The sequence below is a fragment of the Pseudomonas sp. S2_C11 genome, from assembly GCF_054668395.1.
Window position 1 is genome coordinate 3,816,760 of record NZ_CP162765.1, and the last position, 21,653, is coordinate 3,838,412.

Sequence of the window (21,653 nt, forward strand, 5' to 3'; positions counted from 1 at the left end):
ATCATGGCTTTGGATTTATTCGTCGTCCTCATCTACGCCGCCGGCATGCTCTTGCTCGGCTATTTCGGCATGCGCAAGGCCAAGACCAACGAGGACTTTCTCGTCGCCGGTCGCAACCTCGGCCCGAGCCTGTACATGGGCACCATGGCCGCTACCGTGCTTGGCGGTGCGTCGACCGTCGGCACCGTGCGCCTGGGCTACGTGCATGGCATTTCCGGTTTCTGGCTATGTGCGGCACTGGGTTGCGGCATCGTTGCGCTGAACCTGTTCCTCGCCAAGCCGCTGCTGAAACTGAAGATCTACACCGTTACCCAGGTCCTGGAAAAACGCTACAACCCGATGGCCCGCTCGGCGAGCGCGGCAATCATGCTGGCTTATGCGCTGATGATCGGCGTGACCTCGATCCTCGCCATCGGCACCGTGCTGCAAGTGCTGTTCGGCCTGCCGTTCTGGATTTCGGTATTGCTCGGCGGTGGCGTGGTGGTGATCTATTCGGCGATCGGCGGCATGTGGTCGCTGACCCTGACCGACATCGTCCAGTTCATCATCAAGACCGTCGGCCTGATGTTCATCCTCTTGCCGATCTGCCTGTACCGTGTCGGCGGCTGGGATGAGCTGGTACTGAAACTGCCGGCCACTGCGTTCAACTTCACCACGATCGGCTGGGACACGATCATCACCTACTTCATGATCTACTTTTTCGGCATCCTCATCGGCCAGGACATCTGGCAACGGGTGTTCACCGTCAAGACCGCCAAGGTCGCGCAATACGCCGGCAGCATCGCTGGCATCTACTGCATCGTTTACGGCCTGGCGTGCGCGCTGATCGGCATGGCCGCGCACGTGCTGATTCCGGATCTGGACAACGTCAACAATGCCTTCGCGGCCATCGTCAAACTGTCGCTGCCCGATGGCATCCGTGGTCTGGTGATCGCGGCTGCACTGGCAGCGATGATGTCCACCGCCAGCGCCGGCCTGCTCGCCGCTGCCACCACGCTGACCGAAGACCTGCTGCCGAAGCTGCGTGGCGGCAAGCAGTCGAGCCTGCGCGTGAACCGCCTGTTCACGCTGCTGACCGGTGTCGTGGTGCTGGGTATCGCGCTGGTGGTGAATGACGTGATCAGCGCCCTCACCCTCGCCTACAACTTGTTGGTTGGCGGCATGCTGATTCCGTTGATCGGAGCGATCTTCTGGAAACGCGCAACCACTGCCGGCGCGATCGCCAGCATGGGCCTGGGCTTCGCCACAGCTCTGCTGTTCATGTTCAAGGATGGTCTGGATGCCAACACGCCGATCTACTACAGCCTGGCCGTTGGCCTGGTGAGTTTTGTCGTGGTCAGCCTGTTGTCCCGTCGCCCGGCGACCGTGGCAACGGCGGTATGAATCGGCTGTAACGACTTGATGTTTTCTTCAGCGGGTGTGGCGTCGGTGGCCACACCCGTTTTTTTCACCTGGAGAAAAGCAAAAGATCGCAGCCTTCGGCAGCTCCTACCATTTGTAGAAACTGCCGACGGCTGCGATCCTGAAATCTCTGATCGGAGGTATTAACGGCGACGTGGCTGGCGCCGACGCTGTTCGTCGTCCGTGCGAATCGGTACCGGTTGCAGAGGCGGTTCGATCAAACCGAGGGCAACTCCCAAATCGTGCAGCCAGTTCTGGATTTTCTCTTTCATCGTCATGCCCCCTTCAGGGTGGTGCTGAGCGGCCGGAATTCTGAGGCCGCTTCGCACTGATAATAGTCCGAAGTCCTACGCAATGCTCGGCCAAATCCGCAATGATCTGTTACTGAATTGAACAGAATCTGTTGCGATTGGTTCACGCGGTTTCCCGCACTTCATGCAAAGCCACGGGATAGACCGCTTGCTGCACGTCGATCCAGGCATTCAGGTTGGCCCCGGCCATACCCTTGCGCCACATGAGCCATGTTGTCGCACCCGCGAACGGCTCGGCCAACGGATGCACCGCGACGCTTTCGCGACCCGGCAGGCTGGCCAGCATCGACTCGGCCATCAACGCCACACCACTGCCGGCAATCACACAGGCGAGCATGCCCTGATACGACTCGATCTCCATCGGCCGGCCCATTGCTGCATGGTAGTGAGAGAACCATGCCTCCAGGCGCATGCGATATGAACAACCCTGGCGAAAAGTGAACACCGAGCGCCCTTCCACGTCCCGCGCGGTGCGTACTGGCGGATGGTCGATTTCAGTGATCAGCACCAGCCGTTCCTCGCACAACGGCACGCCATCGAGCCCGGCCAGTTGCAGCGGTCCGTCGACCAATGCCGCGTCAAGGCGACCGGTGAGCAAACCTTCGAGCAGTTCGCCGGTCGGCGCCGATTGCACCTGCAAATTCACTGTCGGGTATTGCTTGTGATAACGCGCCAGCAACGCCGGCAGATGAATCGCCGCCGTGCTGTACATGGTGCCCAGCACGAAGTCGCCGGCCGGTTGCCCGCCCATCACCGCCGCACTGGCCTGATCGCGCAGAGCGAAGAGTTTGCCGGTGTAGTCGAGCAGCACCTTGCCCGCCGGCGACAACTGCAAACGCTGCCGTTCGCGCACGAACAATTCGACACCCAGCTGCTCCTCGAGCTGTTTCAGGCGCGTCGACAGATTCGACGGCACACGATGCAGGCGCTCGGCGGCGCGGGTGATCGAGCCTTCCTCGGCGACCGCCTGAAATATCCGCAGTTGGCTGAATTCCACTGCTTTCTCCTGAACAGAACAAGTTACTCACTATTATTCAATTTTAAAGAAAGTCAATCGATCCTAGCCTGACGGTCATTGCTGCCTTGAAGGAAGCCCGACCATGTCGCCGCTGATACGTTTATCCGCCTGTTTCATTGCCCTGATGATGGCCATGGGCATCGGCCGTTTCGCCCTGACGCCACAGATGCCGCACCTGCTCAGCGAAGGGCAGATCGACCTCACCGCTGCCGGGCTGATCGCGGCGGCCAACTACTTTGGCTATCTGCTTGGTGCTGTGGATGCGATGTTCGCCCAGCGGCCGCAGCAGGTGCAGCGGCGATTGCATGGCGGGCTGTGGCTGTGCGTGCTGCTGACCCTGGCGTCGTTCTGGGCCAACGGTTTCTGGTCGCACTTGCTGTTGCGTTTTGGTACCGGGGTGGCGAGCGCCTGGGTGCTGGTGATGATTACTTCGCTCAGTCAGCCGCTGGCGGCGGCAGCGGGTCGCCCGCGCTGGGGTGCTCTGGTTTTTGCCGGGCCGGGGCTGGGGATTTTTCTCACAGGCTTGCTGGCGCTGGTCTCACATCGCTTGCAGCAGACATCGGCAACCCTTTGGCTGATTTACGCGGCGGCTGCGTTGCTGATGATGCTCGGCGTTTGGCGGTTGTTGCCGGAGCCCACGGCGGTTGCGAGGCCAGCGACAATGCATATGAACACAGCGAATCGAGGCATTGGCCGGCTGGCGCTGGTGTATGCGCTGTACGGCATCGGCTACATCATTCCGGCAACGTTCCTGTCGCAGATGGCCAACGCACAGTTTCATGGCCAGTGGCAGGCGGATCTGTTCTGGCCGTGCTTTGGCCTCGGCGCGGCGATCGGTGTGTGGCTGGTGAGCTTGCGTCGGCATGATCCCGAGACCACGCGGCACTGGCTGATGGCGACGTTGTGGCTGCAAGCGGCCGGAGTGTTCGCCTGTCTGCTGGGCAGCGGCCTCGGCCTGGCGTTGGGGGTGATCCTCTGCGGCACGCCGTTTCTAGCCTGCATGCAATTGGTCATGCAGCGCTCGCGAGAGCTGGCGCCCCACGCCACTCAGCGCAACGCCGGGATGCTCACGGCGTGCTTCGCTGTCGGCCAGCTCAGCGGCCCGCTGCTGGCGGCGCTGAGCAGCCATTTCAGCGGCGGCTTGCAGCCGGCGCTGCTGATCGCCGGTGCCGGCCTGTTGCTGGCCGGCGCGCTGGCGAAGGCTACTGGCCCAGCGCCTTGCGCAAACGCCGACGCAGCCACTGCTCGGCGCTGACGAAAGTGATGCCGAGCAGCACCAGCACGGCGCCGATGACGAAGTTCAGACTCAACTGTTCGCCGAGCAGCAGCACGCCGAAGGTCACGCCGAACAACGGCGTCATGAACGAAAACACCGCAAGGTTGGCCGCCAGATAACGGCGCAGCAGCCAGAACCACACCAGGTAACTGAAGAACGACACCACCAGGCCCTGGAACAGCACACTGGCCACCGCCACGGTGGTCAGGCTGACGTGGGTGATCTGGCCGCTGAACAGCGCGATCAACAGCAGGCCGATGAAACCGACCAGCAACTGATAGAACAGGGTCAATGTCACCGGCGCTTCCGACAGTCGCGAGGCCCGCACCACTACGGTGGTCGCGCCCCAACAAGCGCCGGCCAATACGCCGAAGGCATCGCCCAGCAGCATGCGCCGATCAAGGTTGTCCCACGACACACCGCCAGCGAAGGCAATCGCAATGCCGATGAACGCCAGCAGAATCCCCAGCCATTGCAGCGGGCGCAACCGCTCGCTGGCCAGCAGGAAATGCACGCCGAGTGCGGTGAAGATCGGCGCGGTATAGAGGAACACCGACATGTGCGCGGCGGTGGTCAGTTGCAGGCCTTCGGCGATGAACAGGAATTCCAGACCAAACAGCGCACCGGCCAGCAAACCGCCGCGCCAGGTGCTGCCGACCTGATCCCAGCCGCCCTTCCAGCAGATCAGCAAACCGACCAACAAAGCCGAGATTCCTGAACGCCCTGCCGCTTGCATGACCGGCGCGATGTCAGTCGCCGCCCATTTGATCAGGACTTGCTGCACACCCCAGATCAGGCACAGGCCGATCATCACTTGCAGGGCAAAACCGTCGGCATTGCGCCGCTCGGCACTCACCGCAACACCTCGAACACACACAACATGGCAGGCCATCCAATGGTCAGAAAACAGTGTCGGGGATTATCAATCAGATGCGCGGAAAAAGCCGTCTGGAAAAGACCTTTATTTGGTCAGTGGCGTCAGCGCTGAATGGTTGACGGCTGCGCCGTCATTCGCGGGCAAGCCCGCTCCCACAGAGGGTTCGGTGAACACGTGGGAACGAGCCCGCTCGCGAAGAGGCCAGCATTGCCAACACAACTGCCGGAGCAGCTCAGGCAAACCGCTGCGCCACCAAATAACCCACCGTGCAAGCAACGGCCGTCGCCACTGTCCCCCACGCCCAGTCCATCAAACTCACCTGCACCGACCAGTCGCGCAATGTCGCCCAATTGGTCAGGTCATAAGTGCCGTACGCCACCAGCCCCAACAGCGCACCCAGCTTCGCCGCTCGCTGCCAGCTCAGCGCCGGCAAGACCACGAATACCACGCAGCCAATAACGTACAGGCAATAAAAAACCGCTGCGGGCAACAGCAGCGGTTTATCCAGCATCAGCGAACCGAGCAGTTCGCGATAGGTCGGCGCCATCAGCAGCCCGAGCCAGATCCCATCGAGCAGCAGAAACGTCAGTAGCGTCGAGACGTATGCGATCAGCGCCTTTTTCATTGGCTCACCCCTTTAGATGTGGGAGCCGCCGACTTTCAAGATCAAGATCAAAAGATCGCAGCCTTCGGCAGCTTCTACATGGGCCTGCGGTGAGTCAGGTTAGTTCAATGCGATCGGCGTGAATGACGATCTTGCCTTCCTTGTACAGCGAGCCGATGGCTTTCTTGAAGTTGCCCTTGCTGACGCCGAACAGGCTGCTGATCAACGCCGGATCACTCTTGTCGCTGACCGCCAGGGTGCCGTCGTTTTCGCGCAACTTGCCGAGGATCTTCGAACTCAGGCTGCTCGCCGCTTCCTGGCCAACCGGTTGCAGGCTCAGGCTGATCTTGCCGTCGGCGCGCACTTCCTTGATGAAGCCTTTCTCGCGCATGCCCGAACGCATGAACTTGAAGATTTCGTTCTTGTGGATCAAGCCCCAATGCTTGTTATTGATGATCGCCTTGAAGCCCATGTCAGTGGCTTCGGCCACCAGCAGATCAACTTCCTGGCCCGGGCTGTAGGTGGCCGGGGTTTTGTCGAGGTAACGATCAAGACGCGCGGTGGCGGTGATGCGGCGCGTGTGTTTGTCGAGGTAGACGTGCACCACGCAGTATTCGCCAGCGGTCATCTGGCGCTTTTCTTCCGAGTACGGCAGCAACAGATCTTTCGGCAGGCCCCAGTCGAGGAACACGCCGATGCTGTTGACTTCAACCACTTTCAGGCTGGCAAACTCGCCGACCTGAACTTTGGGTTTTTCCGTGGTGGCGAGAAGTTTGTCTTCGCTGTCCAGATAGATGAATACGTTGAGCCAGTCTTCATCTTCGCTGGGAATATCTTTGGGGATATAACGGTTGGGCAAAAGAATTTCGCCATCGGCACCGCCGTCCAGATATAAACCGAAGTTAGTGTGTTTAACCACTTGCAAACTGTTGTAACGCCCGACTAAAGCCATTTCCGAAACCCTCAATACGTCGGCGGCATTCTACCCGTTTTTGCCGCAGACGTCGGGCGACAGATCCACGCAGCGGAAAATCTGCTTCAACGTGTTGATTTTGCTTGATCACTGCCCGGTGAGGTGCCGCTCGTCAGTCCGGCCGGGCGGCTTGCGGCTGTGCGCAATCGCCTCACACTCGCGCGATGTTCTTATTTAAAACAGGGAGTTAGCGAAACATTAATAGTGTCGAACCGGCAATAATGCAGCGCTGCGGTTGGTTATTCCGGGGGATATTTACCAAGCTATTGTCAAGTTATTCCTGTACGATGCCTGGCCGAGTTACTTTTCTAAAGGTTAATGGCCGCCATGCGTGTAAAAGCATCCACCAGCAAAGCAAAGCCAGCTCCAGCCGTTGAAACCAGCGAATCGATCAACGATCAGATCGCAGCATTCCTCAAGTCCGGCGGCGAGATCCAGCAAATTGCCAAAGGCGTCAGTGGCCAGACATTCGGCCCGTCCAAGCAGATCAGCCTGGGCAAGAAGTAACACCGGTTTTACCCCGTCCAGAGGCGCTTTGAGCTTCGAAGCGCCTGGACTGGCACCGCGCAACACCCCTTCGCTTTAAACAAAAATTCCCGAAAATCGACGAACGGCCATCAATGCCGGGCATTCGCCGGTATCCTTGCACGCGTCTAGATCAAGCGTTTCAGCAGGCCTTCGCCCTGCGCTCGCGGTTCATGGAGTGACGCATGCGCCCATTTCCCTGTTTATTGTTCGTCAGCCTGCTGTCAGGCGCGACCGCGCACGCGCAGGTTTTTCAGGGCGAACTGGGTGACTTCGATCTCAAGCTCGGCACCACGCCCAGCCGCAGCATGGCCCAGGGCCTGGTCAAGCCGGCGGCGGTCGGCTCGTTCCACGGTGGCCTTGATCTGAGCCACGACAGCGGCGTGTATTTCGGCCAGTACGCGCCGAGCATGGGCATCAGCCCGGGCAAGAACCTCGAGATCGATTCCTACGTCGGCTTCAAGCAACCTTTCGATCAGGTGCTCGGCTATGAAGTCGGGATGATCCATTACAGCTATCCCCGCGTGGACACCCTCGACAGCCAGGAGCTGTTCGGCGGTCTGACTCTGCTCGGCAGTCGCTTCGGCATTGCCCTGAGCAACGACCCGGATAAACAGAACAACACCTTGTTTGCCGACCTCACTGGCAATCAGCCGTTCGGCATCGGCGTGAGCATGAAATACACCACGCACCAATTGAACACACCGGTGGCGGTGGACGGTGGTTATGTCAGCAGTTTCACCGATTGGTCGGTGAAGCTGTCGCGACCATTCATGGGTGTCGATCTCGATCTGATCTACAGCAATTCCAGCCTCAGCGGCAGCGATTGCTCGGCCTATTCCGGGCACAACAGCGAGTGCGACGGCCTCGTCACCCTCAAGGCTGTACGCACGTTCTATTGATCGGCTGAACTGCCGCGCGCATCCTGCATCACATAAGAATCAGATTTCCGACGCCAGGCTTTCGCAAGGATTTGCCCATGTCTCGCTGGTTCAAACAGATTGCCGCCCTGCTCATCTTCACCCTCGCCCTCGGCGCTTGCAGCCGCGTGGGCCTTGCCTACCGCAACCTCGACGTGATTATTCCATGGTCGCTGAGTGACTACGTGGACATGAACGGCGAGCAGAAAGACTGGTTCAACGAACGGCTCAAGGAACATCTGAGCTGGCACTGCACCACGCAGTTACCCGGTTACCTCGACTGGCTGGACCGTTTGCAGGCCATGGTCGAGAGCAATCAGGTCAGCGACGCCGCGCTACAGGAGCGCACCGCCGAAGCCAAGCAGGCCATTGCCGAAACCGCCCGGGAAATCACCCCTTCGGCCATCGAGCTGTTGCAAGGCCTGGACGATAAACAGGTCGCAGAAATGAACGACGCGTTTGCCAAGGATTTGCGCAAACGTCAGCAGGAATACGTGAAACCGCCGTTGGCCCAACAGATCAAGGAACGCGGCGAGCGCATGGAAAAACGCCTGAACGATTGGCTAGGACCGCTCAGTGATTCACAGAAACAACGCGTCGTGGCCTGGACCAATGCCTTGGGCGACCAGAACACCCAATGGATCGCCAACCGCGCGCACTGGCAGCAACAGTTCAGTGCCGCCGTTGCGCAACGCCAAAGCCCCGAATTCCCACAACGCATCGAGACGCTTCTGGTCAACCGCGAGCGCTTATGGACAGCAGATTACCGCAAGGCCTACGCCAACACCGAAGCCCAGGCGCGCTCGCTGTTTGTCGATCTGATGGCGCAGAGCACGCCGCAACAGCGTGAGCGGTTGTTGAAGAAAATCGAGAGAGTGCGTAAAGACTTCAATGACCTGAAATGTCTCAAGGCCGCTCAGAAACCTTGAGATTACTGGAATCCAATGTGGGAGCGAGCCTGCTCGCGAAAGCGGTGTATCAGACAGTTCAATGTCACTGACAAACCGTATTCGCGAGCAGGCTCGCTCCCACAGGGGGATTTCGCTGGCTCAGGCGATTTGAGCCTTTGAAGCGACTTCATCAAACGTCACCTCATCCAGCGCATCCTCCTGCTCATCCAGCACCTGACGCGGGTGGTCGTTGCCGGGGATGCTGCTGTCGATCAGGCTCAGCAGGCTGGAACCGCGCTGCGTCAGAATGAAATTGTTGCCGGTACTGCCTTCATGATCCGGACGCGGCTCGATATAACCACGGTCAAGCAGCAGACTTTCATACTCACAGGCCAGCGTTTTCAAATGGTCGAGATTCTCGATCGGCTCGCCGGCGCTGGCTTTCTCGGCCGCGTAGGCTTCGGCATAAGCGCGGGGAGCGAAGCTCTGTCCAGCGCTGTTCTGCACTTCATGCAGCAAACGTTCAATCAAATCCCAGTTATAAGTTGTCATCCTGGTTCAACCTCCGGTGCGGGTGATTTGTGCCGCTTTCAAAGGTTGTGACCCAAGCGCTGCGCAGCCGTTCAGCCGCATATCTTCGCGGCGACCGACCGGCGGTCTGTCGATTCTCTTCCGGGTTAAACGACTAGGCTGAAACAGCCGGTTCAACCCGCAGGAGACATGGTCATGAACGTTGCAAACCATCCGGTGGTATCACGCGAAGAATGGCTCGCTGCCCGTCAACAGCATCTGGCCCACGAAAAAGCCTTCACCCGAGAACGCGATCGCCTCAGCGCCGAGCGCCGCGCCCTGCCGTGGGTGAAAGTCGACAAGGACTATCACTTCCAAAGTCCGAACGGCGAACTGAAGCTCAATGACCTGTTCGGCAACAACAGCCAGTTGGTCATCTATCACTTCATGTTTGCCAAAGACTGGGAGCAAGGCTGCCAGGGCTGCTCGTTCCTCAGTGACCACATTGATGGCGCCAACCAGCACCTGGCCCACCACGACGTCGCGGTGGTTGCAGTTTCCCACGCGCCGTTCAACGAGTTTCAGGCGTTCAAACAACGCATGGGCTGGAAATTCGACTGGGTTTCGTCAGAAGGTTGCGATTTCAATTACGACTTCGGCGTCTGCGCCCGGGCTGAAGATGTCGCCGAGGGCAAGGCTACCTACAATTACGAAAAAACCGACAGCGCCGAGGAAGAAATGCCGGGGCTGAGCGTGTTTTATCGCAATGACGAAGGCGAGATTTTTCACACCTATTCAACGTACGCACGCGGTCTGGACATGCTGGTCGGCGCTTACCACTACCTTGATCTGACGCCCAAGGGCAGGAATGAAGACGAGATCATGGAATGGGTGCGACATCATGATCGGTATGACGGTGTGCCGAAGTCGGGTTGCTGTCATGGTGAGCAGCGATCTTGAGCGCAATCCGTGCATGGACTCGTCCGGTGCACTTCTACCCAGAGAGGCCCGACGAGCGGATTCTACAGCCCTTGCGAATGTGCGATGCTAAGTCATCGGGGCCCTTCGGACATTCCTCCGCTACAATAGGCGCACCTGACATTGAGGGGGCAAGATGGAAAAGCTGAGTTTAGAAACCAAGAAAATCTGGTTCGCCAAGCATCGCAGAGCCAACTTCGCAGCCAGCTTGCGCCTGGAAGGCTTCGCTCCTTCACCTTGCGATGGCGAAATCAAACTCCCTACTCGGGAGGCTGCCCTGAAAGCCGTCAGGCACGTAAAAGTTTGAGTAATGACAAATACGGTGCTGACCAAGCCCCGGATTGCTATCCGGACTCAGACGTACTCATCAATCTGCTCGATTTGCGCACCGCAGAGGATTTGGACGAAGCGGAGCGCTATATCAACGAATTAGCTGCTGCGAAACTGGAGTTCATTCCACCCCCATACAGTCTTGCTACGTTGAAAAACGTTCACCGCACCTTGTTCGACAAAGTCTATTCTTGGGCGGGTGAAATCCGCACGCTGGCAATCAGCAAGGGCAACACCCGTTTTTGCAGCCCGGAATTCATTGAGCGCGAGGTCGCAAAAGAGTTTTCGAAAATGGCCAATGCAGGCTGGTTCGAGGACTACTCACGTGATCACCTCATCCACTCAGTGGCCGAAATGTATGGAAATATCAACGTTGCCCACCCGTTCAGAGAGGGTAACGGACGAACCCAGCGTATTGTCTTTGAATACATCATTTACAACGCAGGTTATTCGATCGATTGGCATTCGGTGGATCGCCAAGGGTGGATTGACGCATGCATTCACTCCTTTTACGGAGTTGAGCAACCTCTTGTCGATATCTTTGATCACTGCATCGGCACGTCGATAGCTGAAGCGAACTTTTGATCCGCATTCCTCCTGCGAAGCTTACTGAACTTTTGCCACGCTTCAGCCCTCAACCGGTTAACCCGCCTTAACCGGAACTGAGGCCTGCCCATGAAAATCCTGATCAAGCTCTCCCTCGCCGCCACTCTCGCCTGCGCCCTGCCCGTCTGGGCTTGCACGCCGGAAGAGGCGACGATCAAACGCGAACAACTGGCCAAGGAAGTCTCAAAGCTCACCGAGCAGAATCCGGAAAAAGCCAAGGAGATTAACGCCGAGTTGCAGAAAATGGATCTGGGCACGGCCAGCGCCGATCTGCCGGACAAGTGCCAGTTGATCGATCAGCGTTTGAAGGAACTGGGATCGGCGGAGAAAAAAGCCGACAGTTGAGGACGAAAAAAAACCGGACATTGTCCGGTTTTTTTATGCGCGTTCTAAAGCTTACTCAGCCGCAGGTTCTGCTGGCTTGCGACGCTTGAGCGGGGCCATGCCGTCGCTGCTGACCAAGGAATCCGGCTTTGGACGGTTGACGCTCTTGCGCTTGGTCGGCGTCTTGGCGGCGGTTTTCTTCTTGTCGCCCTTGGCGTCGGTCTTTTTCTTCTTCACGCCGACGGCTTTGCCCGAGGCCTTGACCTTTTTCGGCCCGCCGTAGGTGCCTTTGACTTCCTTGATGGTGCGGCGCTCGAAGCTTTGCTTCAGGTAGCGCTCGATGCTCGACATCAGGTTCCAGTCGCCGTGGCAGATCAGCGAGATCGCCAGGCCATCGTTGCCGGCGCGGCCGGTACGACCGATGCGGTGCACGTACTCGTCGCCGCTGCGTGGCATGTCGAAGTTGATCACCAGATCCAGACCGTCGACGTCCAGACCACGGGCCGCAACGTCAGTCGCGACGAGGATCTTTACGCCGCCCTGTTTCAGTCGATCGATCGCCAGTTTGCGATCCTTCTGGTCTTTCTCGCCGTGCAGCACGAACGCCTTGTATTCCTGGGCCACGAGGCGGCCGTAGATGCGGTCGGCCATGGCGCGAGTGTTGGTGAAGACGATGGCCTTCTGGTAGGTCTCGTTGGCCAGCAGCCAGTTCACAATCTGCTCTTTGTGCTGATTGTGGTCGGCGGTGATGATTTGCTGACGAGTCGTCGAGTTGAGCTGGCTGACGGCGTTGAGCTGCAGGTGCTCAGGGTTGTTCAGGACCTTGGCGATCATTTCGCGCAGGCCGGAACCGCCGGTGGTCGCGGAGAACAGCATGGTCTGCTGACGGTTCGGGCACTCATCGACCAGACGCTGCACGTCTTCGGCGAAACCCATGTCGAGCATGCGGTCGGCTTCGTCGAGCACCAGCACTTCGACTTCTTTCAGGTCGAGGTTGCCGGCGTTGAGCTGCTCGATCATCCGCCCCGGGGTGCCGATGAGGATGTCCGGCACTTTGCGCAGCATGGCGGCCTGCACCTTGAAGTCTTCGCCGCCAGTGATCAGGCCGGACTTGATGAAGGTGAACTGCGAGAAGCGTTCGACTTCCTTCAAAGTCTGCTGGGCCAGCTCACGGGTTGGCAGCAGGATCAGCGTCTTGATGCTGACGCGGATCTTCGCCGGGCCGATCAGGCGATTGAGGATCGGCAGGACGAAAGCGGCGGTTTTGCCGCTACCGGTTTGCGCCGTCACCCGCAGATCACGCCCCTGGAGCGCCAGCGGGATGGCCGCGGCTTGCACTGGCGTTGGCTCGACAAATTTCAGCTCGGCCACGGCTTTGAGCAGGCGTTCGTGCAGGGCGAATTGGGAAAACACGGGTGCTACCTCGAAGATATGCAAAAAAACAGCTGCATAGGTTACCGGTTTCGAGCGCTCAGGCCGAGTTTCTTTGTGCAAACGGCGACAATCAGTGATTTTTTTGTTGCCCGATTTGTCACTCGCTGCAATACACAGCGTCTTAAATGCTCTAATCGGCCCTCGCGTCTTACAGAAGAAACGTTTCGCTCATGGATATCAAACAGCTCTGGCTCAAAGCCCAAGGCCTCTGGGGCACGCTCGAAGAGCACCCACTTCTGCAATCGGGACTGGCGCTGCTGGTGCTGCTGGTCATCGCGCTGGTGCTCGGGCGAGTGGCGCGTTACCTGATCCTGCACGCCAGTCGCATGCTCGGCCGCCAACCGGCGCTGCACTGGATCAACGACTTTCGCCACAACAAGGTGTATCAACGACTGGCGCAGATGACGCCGTCGCTGGTGATCCAGTTCGGCCTGCACCTAGTGCCGGAGCTGAGCAAAACCGCGATGAATTTCCTCGGCAACGTCGCGCTGGCCTTCACCATTCTGTTCCTGCTGCTGGCGGTCAGCGCCCTGCTCAACGCCCTGCTCGACATCTACGCGCGCACCGAGCATGCGCGTACACGCTCGATCAAAGGCTACGTGCAACTGGCGAAAATGGTTTTGTACGTGTTCGGCGCGATCATCATCGTCGCCACCCTGATCGACCGCTCGCCGCTGTTGCTGTTGTCGGGCCTGGGTGCGATGTCGGCGGTGATTCTGTTGGTCTACAAGGACACGCTGCTGTCGTTCGTCGCCAGCGTGCAGCTGACCAGCAACGACATGCTGCGGGTCGGCGACTGGATCGAGATGCCACAAGTCGGCGCCGATGGCGACGTGGTCGACATCACGTTGCACACGGTCAAAGTGCAGAACTTCGACAAGACGATCGTCTCGATCCCGACCTGGCGGCTGATGTCCGAGTCGTTCAAGAACTGGCGCGGCATGCAGCAGTCCGGCGGTCGGCGGATCAAGCGCAGCCTGTTCATCGATGCCAGCGGCGTGCGCTTCATCCGCGACGACGAGGAAGAAAAGCTTTCGCAGGTGCACCTGCTGACCGACTACATGGGCCGCAAGAAAGCCGAGCTCAAGGCTTGGAACGAAGCGCAGGGCAATGTCGCAGCCATGTCAGCCAACCGCCGCCGCATGACCAATATCGGCACCTTCCGCGCGTATGCGCTGGCGTATCTGAAGAGTCATCCGGAGATTCAGCCGAACATGACCTGCATGGTCCGGCAGATGCAGACCACCGCGCAGGGCATTCCGCTGGAAATCTACTGCTTCACCCGCACCACGGTGTGGGCCGATTACGAGCGGATTCAGGGGGATATTTTCGATTACCTGCTGGCTGTGTTGCCGGAGTTCGGGTTGAGCCTGTATCAACAGCCGAGTGGCGGGGATTTGCGCGCAGGCTTGCTGCCAGCGGTGTTGGGCTCGGCGAGTATTCCCGAGCCGGAAAAACACCTGATGTAACCCAAAGATCAAATGTAGGAGCGAGCCTGCTCGCGAATGCAATGTGTCAGTCGCCCCATACTTATCTGACCCAACGCCTTCGCGAGCAGGCTCGCTCCCACAGGGGTTATGCGGCGGCCGGGGATTTGCGGATGCCCAACCGACTGATCCACACCGCTGCCAGAATCACACCCCCGCCAAGGAACAACCGCCCCAGTTCCTCATGCTGATTCCAGATCAGCAGATTCAACAGCAACCCCACCGGCACGTGCAGGTTGTTCATCACCGCCAGTGTTCCGCCGTTGACCATGCACGCGCCCTTGTTCCACCAGTACAGACCCAACGCAGTCGAGACCAGACCGAGAAACAGCAACACCGCCCATTGCAGCGGCGCTTCCGGTAGAAAGTTCGACTTGCCGAACAACAGGAACGCTGGCAGCACAACCGCCAATGCACCGAGGTAGAAATAACCGAAACGGCGGTAATGCGGCAGGTCACTCGGATGCTTCGCCACCAGATGCTTGTAGAGGACCTGCCCGGCGGCATAAGTGAAGTTGGCCAGTTGCAGCAGCAGAAAGCCCATGAAGAAGTCGGGACTGATGCTGTCGAAGCGAATCACTGCCGCACCCCCGACTGCTACCAGCGCAGCAATCAATGCCCACGGGTTGAAGCGGCGGTTCAGCGCGTCTTCGATCAACGTCACGTGCAGCGGCGTGAGAATCGTGAACAGCAACACCTCCGGCACCGTCAGCACACGGAAGCTCAGGTACAGGCAGACGTAAGTCACCCCGAACTGCAACGCGCCGATCAGCAACATGCCACGCATGAACGCCGGCTCCACCGAACGCCAGCGCGTCAACGGAATAAACACCAGCCCGGCCAGCAACACACGGACCAGCACCGCAAAGTAACTGTCGACATGCCCAGCCAGGTATTCGCCGATCAGACTGAAGGAAAACGCCTGGATCAGCGTGACAAAAAGTAGATAGCCCATGCTCGCCTCGAAAATCGAATGGCGGCGACGATAGCGGTTTTTCGGATGGGCTCCAACAGCAAACGGCGCCGGAATCAAAAGCCCCTCACCCTAGCCCTCTCCCGGAGGGGAGAGGGGACTGACCGAGGTGGTTGGGCAAGCTACGCCGACATGAAATACCGCATCGAATCCAAAGAAGCCAAAAACCGGCCCTCCACCGCTCAACACAATGAGCGCAAGCTCGAGTACCGCTCTTGATCTTGATCCACCCGCCCCGTCGGCAGGCTGAGCGGAGGGATTGATCCGGGCGTGGGAGCGCAGCGACCGTCTGGCGCAGCCAGACACAGCGGAAGGAGGTGCAGCGAAGCAAACCGGAGCCGCTGCGCCCGGATCGATCCCGCAGCGAAGGAACCCCGAGCCCCAGCGAGCGGGCCGAACGTTGGGGCACAGACCTTTGGTTACTTTGGGGCGTTTGCCAAAGTGACCCGCTGTAAGAGCGGAACCGCCAGCCGCAACACCGCAGTAACGGATATTCACCCAAAACCCCAAGAGCCTGGTCGGCCCAAAGGCCGCCAAGAAAACCCAGACAAAAAAAAGCCCGATCTCGCTAAAGCGTTCAATCGGGCTACAGCACTCAGGAGCAAAAGTGCAAAGGGAGGTTCGATGCGCGTGGAACCTTGAAGGGGTTGCGCCAGGTCACTTAAACAATCGGCGATTATCTGGCGATTAACCGATCAAGCGACCTGAGACAATTTGGCGTTGGCCTGATTCAGGCCCTTCTCCTGGAAGTCACCGCCCAGGTTCATGCCCTCGGCATGGATAAAGGTCACGTCGTTGATCCCGATGAAACCCATCACCTGCCGCAAGTACGGTTCCTGATGATCCGCAGGACCACCGGCATACACACCACCGCGAGCAGTCAGAACAAAGGCGCGCTTGCCGCTGAGCAGACCTTGCGGGCCGGTTTCGGTGTACTTGAAGGTCACCCCGGCACGCAGCACATGATCAAGCCAGGCCTTGAGCGTGCTCGGGATCGCAAAGTTGTACATCGGTGCAGCCATCACCAGCACGTCGGCGGCGAGCAGCTCATCAGTCAATTGGTTGGAGCGATCCAACGACGCCTGTTCGCTGTCGTTGCGCTGTTCGGCGGGCTTCATCCAGCCGCCCAGCAAGTTGGCGTCCAGGTGCGGCACCGGGTTGGCGGCGAGGTCACGCACGGTGATCTGATCGGCAGGGTGCGCGGCTTTCCACTGAGCGATGAAGGTCTGGGTCAGTTGACGGGAAACCGAATCTTGCTGGCGGGCACTGCTTTCGATGATCAGAACGCGGGACATGGTGTGTAGCCTCCATCCGAGAATGTTGTAAGTCGATGGAGTGAAGGTTAAACAGAGTCGAATCGATGAAAAAGCGCAAATATCCGCTGTAATCCATCGATAAATTCGTTTATAAGCTAAACCCATATCCCCTGTGGGAGCGAGCCTGCTCGCGAAAGCGGAATGTCAGTCACATCATCTCTGGATGACACTCCGTCTTCGCGAGCAGGCTCGCTCCCACAGGGTAATAGCGTTATTTCGGGGTGCAGGTCAGTTTGATGCGCAGCTTGATGATCTCGCGGGTGAACTTGGCCGTGGCGTTTTTATGCTTGCCGGCCGGGACATCGATGCTGCGGGTGCGCGGTGCTTCCGGGCCGTTGCTGAACACCGCACGGCAGGTCGCATCGACGTCACCGTAATTGGCCACGCGGATCGAGCCGATGTCGTTGTCCGTGTCGTAAGTCTCGTAGTCGATCTTCATGCCGTTGAGATCCTTTTGCACATCGATCGGATAGGCAAACGCGGTCAACGGCAGCAGCGCCAGCACCACACAACAGAATTTTTTCATTCGGCAGTCTCCATGAGGGACGGCCAGCTTAGGACAAGAGGAGCTATTGATGAAAGCGCCCCGCGTGACCCTTGATCAATGGCGAACATTGCAGGCCGTGGTCGACCACGGCGGATTCGCCCAGGCCGCCGAGGCCCTGCACCGTTCGCAATCGTCGGTCAGCTACACCGTCGCCCGCATGCAGGATCAGCTCGGCGTGCCGTTGCTGCGCATCGACGGGCGCAAAGCCGTGCTCACCGAGGCCGGCGGCGTGTTGTTGCGCCGTTCGCGGCAATTGGTCAAACAGGCCAGCCAACTCGAAGACCTCGCCCATCACATGGAGCAAGGCTGGGAAGCGGAAGTGCGGCTGGTGGTGGATGCGGCCTACCCGAGCGCGCGGATCGTCCGCGCGCTGACCGCGTTCATGCCGCAGAGTCGCGGCTGCCGCGTTCGTCTGCGCGAGGAAGTGTTGTCGGGGGTCGAGGAAGTGCTGCTCGAAGGCGTCGCGGATCTGGCGATCACCGGCCTGAGCATTCCGGGCTACCTCGGCGCGGAGTTGAGCGACGTCGAATTCGTCGCCGTCGCCCATCCTGATCATCCGCTGCATCGGCTCAATCGCGAGCTGAGCTTTCAGGATCTGGAAACCCAGATGCAAGTGGTGATCCGCGACTCCGGCCGCCAGCAGCCGCGCGATGTCGGCTGGCTCGGCGCCGAGCAGCGCTGGACCGTCGGCAGCCTTGCCACCGCCGCGACCTTTGTCAGCAGCGGCCTGGGTTTTGCCTGGCTACCGCGACACATGATCGACCGCGAATTGAAGGATGGTTCGCTCAAGCTGCTACCGTTGGATCGAGGCGGCAGCCGCAATTCGAGCTTCTATCTGTATTCGAACAAGGACAAACCCCTGGGCCCGGCCACGCAGATCCTCATCGAACTGCTGCGCACCTTCGACACCTTGCCGCTGGACGCACCGTTCGCCGCACCTGAACAAGCCTGACACGGAGTTCACCGATGGCGTATTTCGAGCACGAAGGTTGCAACCTGCACTACGAGGAATATGGCCACGGTGCGCCGTTGCTGCTGGTTCACGGGCTCGGCTCGAGCACCCTGGACTGGGAAATGCAGATCCCGGCGCTGGCCGCCCACTACCGGGTGATCGTCCCGGACATTCGCGGCCACGGGCGCTCGGACAAACCCCGCGAGCGCTACAGCATTGCCGGGTTCAGCGCCGACCTGCTGGCCTTGATCGAGCACCTGCGCCTCGGCCCGGTGCACTACGTCGGGCTGTCGATGGGCGGGATGATCGGTTTTCAGCTGGCCGTCGATCAGCCGCAGGTGCTCAAGAGCCTGACCATCGTCAACAGCGCGCCACAAGTCAAATTGCGCACCCGCGACGACTACTGGCAGTGGTTCAAACGCTGGAGCCTGATGCGCCTGCTCAGCCTGGAAACCATCGGCAAAGCCCTCGGCAGCAAACTTTTCCCCAAGCCGGAACAGGCCGATCTGCGACGGAAAATGGCCGAACGCTGGGCAAAAAACGACAAACGTGCTTATCTCGCCAGCTTCGATGCGATCGTGGGCTGGGGCGTTCAGGAACGACTTTCCCGGGTGTCCTGTCCAACGCTCGTCATCAGCGCCGACCGTGATTACACACCGGTGGCGTTAAAAGAAACCTATGTAAAACTGCTGCCGGATGCGCGGCTGGTGGTCATTGACGACTCGCGCCATGCCACCCCGCTCGATCAACCCGAACGCTTCAATCACACGCTGCTGGATTTTCTCGCCACAGCCGACCTTCACTCTCAGGATCACTGACCCATGCTGAAAAAACTCGCCCTCGCCGCCGGCTCCGTACTGTTTGCCGCCAACCTGATGGCTGCTACCCCGGCCAAGGCGCCCCACGTGCTGCTGGACACCACCAACGGCCAGATCGAAATCGAACTGGACCCGGTCAAGGCACCGATCAGCACGAAGAACTTCCTTGAATACGTCGACAGCGGTTTCTACAACAACACCATTTTCCACCGCGTGATCCCGGGCTTCATGGCTCAGGGCGGCGGCTTCACCCAGCAGATGCAACAGAAAGACACCAAGGCGCCGATCAAGAACGAAGCCAGCAATGGCCTGCACAACGTTCGTGGCACCCTGTCGATGGCGCGTACTTCCATTCCTGACTCGGCGACCAGCCAGTTCTTTATCAACGTTGCCGACAATGCATTCCTCGATCCGGGCCGTGACGCCGGTTACGCGGTGTTCGCCAAAGTGGTCAAGGGCATGGACGTCGTAGACGTCATCGTCAACTCGCAGACCACCACCAAAAGCGGCATGCAAAACGTGCCTGTCGACCCTGTGATCATCAAGTCGGCCAAGCGCATCGACTGAGTTTCGCCGGGCATATCGAGCGGCGCCGGGCTGAGCCTGCGCCGCTCGCACTGATAAAAGGAGAGCCCGGATTCCGGGCGGTTATCTGATGCTCTATCGCCGTTTCGAACAACTTATCGATATCTTCCGCGACGCCCCGACGGCGTCCCCGCCGGACCGCGTCTGGCCCTTCTACGTCTATTACCTGAAGCAGGTCTGGCCGAGTTTCGCTGCCCTGCTTGTTATCGGCCTGTTTGCCTCATTGATTGAGGTTGCGCTGTTCAGTTACCTGAGCCGCATCATCGATCTGGCGCAAGGCACGCCCAACCCGAATTTCTTCAGCGACCACGCCCTCGAATTGACCTGGATGCTGGTGGTCGCTCTGGTGCTGCGACCGATCTTCTTTGCTCTGCACGACCTGCTGGTGCATCAGACCCTGAGCCCGGGCATGACCAGCATGATCCGCTGGCAGAACCACAGTTACGTGCTCAAGCAGAGCCTGAATTTCTTCCAGAACGACTTCGCCGGGCGCATCGCCCAGCGCATCATGCAGACCGGCAACTCGCTGCGCGATTCCGCCGTGCAAGCGGTGGACGCGCTGTGGCACGTGGTGATCTATGCGATCAGCTCGCTGGTGCTGTTCGCCGAGGCCGACTGGCGCCTGATGATCCCGTTGCTGACCTGGATCGTCGCCTACATCGGCGCGCTGTATTACTTCGTGCCGCGCGTGAAAGAGCGTTCGGTGGAAGCCTCTGACGCGCGCTCGAAATTGATGGGCCGTATCGTCGACGGCTACACCAACATCGCCACGCTGAAACTGTTCGCTCACACCAACTTCGAACAGCACTACGCCAAGGAAGCGATCGAGGAACAGACCGTCAAAGCGCAGATGGCCGGTCGCGTGGTGACCAGCATGGACGTGGCGATTACCACCATGAACGGCCTGCTGATCGTCGGCACCACCGCGCTGGCATTGTGGCTGTGGACGCAGTCGCTGATCACCGTCGGCGCGATTGCCCTGGCCACCGGCCTGGTGATTCGCATCGTCAACATGTCCGGCTGGATCATGTGGGTGGTCACCGGCATTTTCGAAAACATCGGCATGGTCCAGGACGGTCTGCGCACCATTTCGCAACCGGTCAGCGTCACCGACCGCGAGCAGGCCAAACCGCTGGCCGTGGCCTCGGGCGAAGTGCGTTTCGAGCACGTGGATTTTCACTACGGCAAGAAGAAAGGCATCATCGGCGACCTCAATCTGACGATAAAACCGGGGGAGAAAATCGGCTTGATCGGCCCGTCCGGCGCCGGCAAATCAACCTTGGTCAACCTGTTGCTGCGCCTGTACGACGTCGAGGGCGGGCGCATCCTGATCGATGGGCAGAACATTGCCGAAGTCGGCCAGGAAAGCCTGCGTGCGCGGATCGGCATGATCACTCAGGACACCTCGCTGTTGCACCGCTCGATCCGCGACAACTTGCTTTACGGCAAACCCGACGCCACCGACGCTGAACTGTGGGAGGCGGTGCACAAGGCTCGCGCCGATGAGTTCATTCCACTGCTGTCCGACGCTGAAGGCCGCACCGGTTTCGACGCGCATGTCGGTGAGCGCGGGGTGAAACTGTCGGGTGGTCAGCGCCAGCGCATCGCGATTGCGCGGGTACTGCTCAAGGACGCGCCGATCCTGATCATGGACGAAGCCACCTCAGCACTGGATTCGGAAGTCGAAGCAGCGATTCAGGAAAGCCTCGAGACCTTGATGCAGGGCAAAACCGTGATCGCCATCGCCCACCGTCTCTCGACCATCGCGCGCATGGATCGCCTCGTGGTGCTGGAAAACGGCAAGATCGCCGAGAGCGGCACCCACGCCGAACTGCTCGCCCATCGCGGCTTGTATGCGCGCTTGTGGGCGCACCAGACCGGCGGGTTTGTCGGCATCGACTGATGCCTGGCGGTGCGGTGAAAAAACTGTGGGAGCGAGCCTGCTCGCGAATGCGGTGGATCAGCGACAAATTCGTCAACTGACCCGACGCTTTCGCG

General features: G+C 59.4%; 24 protein-coding genes. 14 read left to right on the top strand and 10 right to left on the bottom strand.

Annotation, left to right across the window (positions count from 1 at the left end):
• The first annotated feature begins 3 nt into the window (after window positions 1-3).
• Window positions 4-1,383, top strand: a complete 1,380-nt coding sequence (locus AB4N48_RS17225; RefSeq protein ID WP_150636591.1) for a sodium:solute symporter family protein — start codon at window positions 4-6, stop codon at window positions 1,381-1,383.
• A 161-nt stretch (window positions 1,384-1,544) separates the two neighbouring features.
• Here the strand turns inward: AB4N48_RS17225 and AB4N48_RS17230 are convergent, their stop codons facing one another.
• Both AB4N48_RS17230 and ptrR read right to left on the bottom strand, forming a co-directional pair.
• On the bottom strand, window positions 1,545-1,673 hold the full coding sequence (locus tag AB4N48_RS17230) for a PA1414 family protein (RefSeq protein ID WP_003184145.1): 129 nt from the start codon (window positions 1,671-1,673) through the stop codon (window positions 1,545-1,547).
• Window positions 1,674-1,815: 142 nt separating this feature from the next.
• Window positions 1,816-2,709 (bottom strand): putrescine utilization regulator PtrR, encoded by an 894-nt coding sequence (gene ptrR / locus AB4N48_RS17235; RefSeq protein ID WP_056783676.1) that lies wholly within the window; start codon window positions 2,707-2,709, stop codon window positions 1,816-1,818.
• 103 nt (window positions 2,710-2,812) lie between these two features.
• Here ptrR and AB4N48_RS17240 point away from each other — a divergent pair, with 103 nt between their 5' ends.
• Window positions 2,813-3,985 (top strand): MFS transporter, encoded by a 1,173-nt coding sequence (locus AB4N48_RS17240; RefSeq protein ID WP_460094048.1) that lies wholly within the window; start codon window positions 2,813-2,815, stop codon window positions 3,983-3,985.
• Here AB4N48_RS17240 and AB4N48_RS17245 read toward each other — a convergent pair.
• The 3 genes from AB4N48_RS17245 to AB4N48_RS17255 all read right to left on the bottom strand — a co-directional run bounded on the left by AB4N48_RS17245 (window position 3,933) and on the right by AB4N48_RS17255 (window position 6,439).
• Window positions 3,933-4,862: a DMT family transporter gene (locus tag AB4N48_RS17245; protein WP_041478962.1), complete on the bottom strand. Its 930-nt coding sequence runs from the start codon at window positions 4,860-4,862 to the stop codon at window positions 3,933-3,935. The two genes, AB4N48_RS17240 and AB4N48_RS17245, sit on opposite strands and share 53 nt — an antisense overlap.
• Before the next feature lie 253 nt (window positions 4,863-5,115).
• Window positions 5,116-5,508: a DUF2177 family protein gene (locus AB4N48_RS17250; RefSeq protein ID WP_056783671.1), complete on the bottom strand. Its 393-nt coding sequence runs from the start codon at window positions 5,506-5,508 to the stop codon at window positions 5,116-5,118.
• Between the two features lie 94 nt (window positions 5,509-5,602).
• On the bottom strand, window positions 5,603-6,439 hold the full coding sequence (locus AB4N48_RS17255) for a CvfB family protein (RefSeq protein ID WP_016771157.1): 837 nt from the start codon (window positions 6,437-6,439) through the stop codon (window positions 5,603-5,605).
• A gap of 339 nt (window positions 6,440-6,778) precedes the next feature.
• Between AB4N48_RS17255 and AB4N48_RS17260 the strand changes: the two genes are divergently transcribed.
• The 3 genes from AB4N48_RS17260 (at window position 6,779) to AB4N48_RS17270 (ending at window position 8,834) form a co-directional block, all read left to right on the top strand.
• A complete protein-coding gene (locus AB4N48_RS17260) occupies window positions 6,779-6,967 on the top strand; it encodes a hypothetical protein (RefSeq protein WP_016985943.1) in 189 nt (62 codons plus the stop codon).
• A gap of 203 nt (window positions 6,968-7,170) precedes the next feature.
• A complete protein-coding gene (locus tag AB4N48_RS17265; protein WP_150742422.1) occupies window positions 7,171-7,887 on the top strand; it encodes a TorF family putative porin in 717 nt (238 codons plus the stop codon).
• Between the two features lie 77 nt (window positions 7,888-7,964).
• A complete protein-coding gene (locus tag AB4N48_RS17270) occupies window positions 7,965-8,834 on the top strand; it encodes a DUF6279 family lipoprotein (protein ID WP_460094049.1) in 870 nt (289 codons plus the stop codon).
• A gap of 120 nt (window positions 8,835-8,954) precedes the next feature.
• On the opposite strand, the gene AB4N48_RS17275 is transcribed toward AB4N48_RS17270, so the two are convergent.
• Window positions 8,955-9,347: a transcriptional regulator gene (locus AB4N48_RS17275; protein ID WP_095180673.1), complete on the bottom strand. Its 393-nt coding sequence runs from the start codon at window positions 9,345-9,347 to the stop codon at window positions 8,955-8,957.
• Between the two features lie 174 nt (window positions 9,348-9,521).
• On the opposite strand from AB4N48_RS17275, the gene AB4N48_RS17280 reads away from it, so the two are divergent.
• The 4 genes from AB4N48_RS17280 to AB4N48_RS17295 all read left to right on the top strand — a co-directional run bounded on the left by AB4N48_RS17280 (window position 9,522) and on the right by AB4N48_RS17295 (window position 11,564).
• Window positions 9,522-10,265 carry a DUF899 domain-containing protein gene (locus tag AB4N48_RS17280; protein WP_460094050.1) on the top strand — a complete coding sequence of 248 codons (744 nt, stop codon included), beginning with the start codon at window positions 9,522-9,524 and terminating at the stop codon, window positions 10,263-10,265.
• Window positions 10,266-10,419: 154 nt separating this feature from the next.
• A complete protein-coding gene (locus tag AB4N48_RS17285) occupies window positions 10,420-10,590 on the top strand; it encodes a YhfG family protein (protein ID WP_143979047.1) in 171 nt (56 codons plus the stop codon).
• A complete protein-coding gene (locus AB4N48_RS17290) occupies window positions 10,587-11,198 on the top strand; it encodes a Fic/DOC family protein (protein WP_460094052.1) in 612 nt (203 codons plus the stop codon). Before AB4N48_RS17285 ends, AB4N48_RS17290 begins: the two co-directional genes overlap by 4 nt.
• A 90-nt stretch (window positions 11,199-11,288) precedes the next feature.
• A complete protein-coding gene (locus AB4N48_RS17295; RefSeq protein ID WP_041478956.1) occupies window positions 11,289-11,564 on the top strand; it encodes a hypothetical protein in 276 nt (91 codons plus the stop codon).
• A gap of 51 nt (window positions 11,565-11,615) precedes the next feature.
• Here the strand turns inward: AB4N48_RS17295 and AB4N48_RS17300 are convergent, their stop codons facing one another.
• A complete protein-coding gene (locus AB4N48_RS17300) occupies window positions 11,616-12,956 on the bottom strand; it encodes a DEAD/DEAH box helicase (protein ID WP_024012040.1) in 1,341 nt (446 codons plus the stop codon).
• A gap of 191 nt (window positions 12,957-13,147) precedes the next feature.
• Here AB4N48_RS17300 and AB4N48_RS17305 point away from each other — a divergent pair, with 191 nt between their 5' ends.
• A complete protein-coding gene (locus AB4N48_RS17305; RefSeq protein WP_460094054.1) occupies window positions 13,148-14,446 on the top strand; it encodes a mechanosensitive ion channel family protein in 1,299 nt (432 codons plus the stop codon).
• A gap of 106 nt (window positions 14,447-14,552) precedes the next feature.
• Here AB4N48_RS17305 and AB4N48_RS17310 read toward each other — a convergent pair whose 3' ends face one another.
• From AB4N48_RS17310 to AB4N48_RS17320, 3 genes are all read right to left on the bottom strand, one after another.
• Window positions 14,553-15,419, bottom strand: a complete 867-nt coding sequence (locus AB4N48_RS17310; protein ID WP_460094056.1) for a carboxylate/amino acid/amine transporter — start codon at window positions 15,417-15,419, stop codon at window positions 14,553-14,555.
• Between the two features lie 713 nt (window positions 15,420-16,132).
• Window positions 16,133-16,732 carry an FMN-dependent NADH-azoreductase gene (locus AB4N48_RS17315; RefSeq protein ID WP_041478822.1) on the bottom strand — a complete coding sequence of 200 codons (600 nt, stop codon included), beginning with the start codon at window positions 16,730-16,732 and terminating at the stop codon, window positions 16,133-16,135.
• A gap of 232 nt (window positions 16,733-16,964) precedes the next feature.
• Window positions 16,965-17,279 (bottom strand): hypothetical protein, encoded by a 315-nt coding sequence (locus AB4N48_RS17320; protein ID WP_016771198.1) that lies wholly within the window; start codon window positions 17,277-17,279, stop codon window positions 16,965-16,967.
• A gap of 49 nt (window positions 17,280-17,328) precedes the next feature.
• Between AB4N48_RS17320 and AB4N48_RS17325 the strand changes: the two genes are divergently transcribed.
• From AB4N48_RS17325 to AB4N48_RS17340, 4 genes are all read left to right on the top strand, one after another.
• Window positions 17,329-18,252: a LysR family transcriptional regulator gene (locus AB4N48_RS17325; RefSeq protein WP_016771199.1), complete on the top strand. Its 924-nt coding sequence runs from the start codon at window positions 17,329-17,331 to the stop codon at window positions 18,250-18,252.
• Window positions 18,253-18,266: 14 nt separating this feature from the next.
• Entirely contained in the window at window positions 18,267-19,070 is an 804-nt protein-coding gene (locus AB4N48_RS17330) for an alpha/beta fold hydrolase (RefSeq protein ID WP_252885531.1), read from the top strand.
• 3 nt (window positions 19,071-19,073) lie between these two features.
• Window positions 19,074-19,637 (top strand): peptidylprolyl isomerase, encoded by a 564-nt coding sequence (locus tag AB4N48_RS17335; protein ID WP_460094057.1) that lies wholly within the window; start codon window positions 19,074-19,076, stop codon window positions 19,635-19,637.
• A gap of 88 nt (window positions 19,638-19,725) precedes the next feature.
• Complete coding sequence (locus AB4N48_RS17340) at window positions 19,726-21,558, top strand: ABC transporter ATP-binding protein (RefSeq protein ID WP_056783633.1); 1,833 nt, start codon at window positions 19,726-19,728, stop codon at window positions 21,556-21,558.
• Window positions 21,559-21,653 lie beyond the last annotated feature (95 nt).

What these genes read in the sequence shown, in the direction of transcription:
- AB4N48_RS17225 (WP_150636591.1), top strand. Translation starts at nt 4, where the DNA reads ATGGCTTTGGATTTATTCGTCGTCCTCATCTACGCCGCCGGCATGCTC.
- AB4N48_RS17230 (WP_003184145.1), bottom strand. Translation starts at nt 1,673, where the DNA reads ATGAAAGAGAAAATCCAGAACTGGCTGCACGATTTGGGAGTTGCCCTC.
- AB4N48_RS17240 (WP_460094048.1), top strand. Translation starts at nt 2,813, where the DNA reads ATGTCGCCGCTGATACGTTTATCCGCCTGTTTCATTGCCCTGATGATG.
- AB4N48_RS17250 (WP_056783671.1), bottom strand. Translation starts at nt 5,508, where the DNA reads ATGAAAAAGGCGCTGATCGCATACGTCTCGACGCTACTGACGTTTCTG.
- AB4N48_RS17255 (WP_016771157.1), bottom strand. Translation starts at nt 6,439, where the DNA reads ATGGCTTTAGTCGGGCGTTACAACAGTTTGCAAGTGGTTAAACACACT.
- AB4N48_RS17260 (WP_016985943.1), top strand. Translation starts at nt 6,779, where the DNA reads ATGGCCGCCATGCGTGTAAAAGCATCCACCAGCAAAGCAAAGCCAGCT.
- AB4N48_RS17265 (WP_150742422.1), top strand. Translation starts at nt 7,171, where the DNA reads ATGCGCCCATTTCCCTGTTTATTGTTCGTCAGCCTGCTGTCAGGCGCG.
- AB4N48_RS17270 (WP_460094049.1), top strand. Translation starts at nt 7,965, where the DNA reads ATGTCTCGCTGGTTCAAACAGATTGCCGCCCTGCTCATCTTCACCCTC.
- AB4N48_RS17275 (WP_095180673.1), bottom strand. Translation starts at nt 9,347, where the DNA reads ATGACAACTTATAACTGGGATTTGATTGAACGTTTGCTGCATGAAGTG.
- AB4N48_RS17280 (WP_460094050.1), top strand. Translation starts at nt 9,522, where the DNA reads ATGAACGTTGCAAACCATCCGGTGGTATCACGCGAAGAATGGCTCGCT.
- AB4N48_RS17285 (WP_143979047.1), top strand. Translation starts at nt 10,420, where the DNA reads ATGGAAAAGCTGAGTTTAGAAACCAAGAAAATCTGGTTCGCCAAGCAT.
- AB4N48_RS17295 (WP_041478956.1), top strand. Translation starts at nt 11,289, where the DNA reads ATGAAAATCCTGATCAAGCTCTCCCTCGCCGCCACTCTCGCCTGCGCC.
- AB4N48_RS17305 (WP_460094054.1), top strand. Translation starts at nt 13,148, where the DNA reads ATGGATATCAAACAGCTCTGGCTCAAAGCCCAAGGCCTCTGGGGCACG.
- AB4N48_RS17310 (WP_460094056.1), bottom strand. Translation starts at nt 15,419, where the DNA reads ATGGGCTATCTACTTTTTGTCACGCTGATCCAGGCGTTTTCCTTCAGT.
- AB4N48_RS17315 (WP_041478822.1), bottom strand. Translation starts at nt 16,732, where the DNA reads ATGTCCCGCGTTCTGATCATCGAAAGCAGTGCCCGCCAGCAAGATTCG.
- AB4N48_RS17320 (WP_016771198.1), bottom strand. Translation starts at nt 17,279, where the DNA reads ATGAAAAAATTCTGTTGTGTGGTGCTGGCGCTGCTGCCGTTGACCGCG.
- AB4N48_RS17325 (WP_016771199.1), top strand. Translation starts at nt 17,329, where the DNA reads ATGAAAGCGCCCCGCGTGACCCTTGATCAATGGCGAACATTGCAGGCC.
- AB4N48_RS17330 (WP_252885531.1), top strand. Translation starts at nt 18,267, where the DNA reads ATGGCGTATTTCGAGCACGAAGGTTGCAACCTGCACTACGAGGAATAT.
- AB4N48_RS17335 (WP_460094057.1), top strand. Translation starts at nt 19,074, where the DNA reads ATGCTGAAAAAACTCGCCCTCGCCGCCGGCTCCGTACTGTTTGCCGCC.
- AB4N48_RS17340 (WP_056783633.1), top strand. Translation starts at nt 19,726, where the DNA reads ATGCTCTATCGCCGTTTCGAACAACTTATCGATATCTTCCGCGACGCC.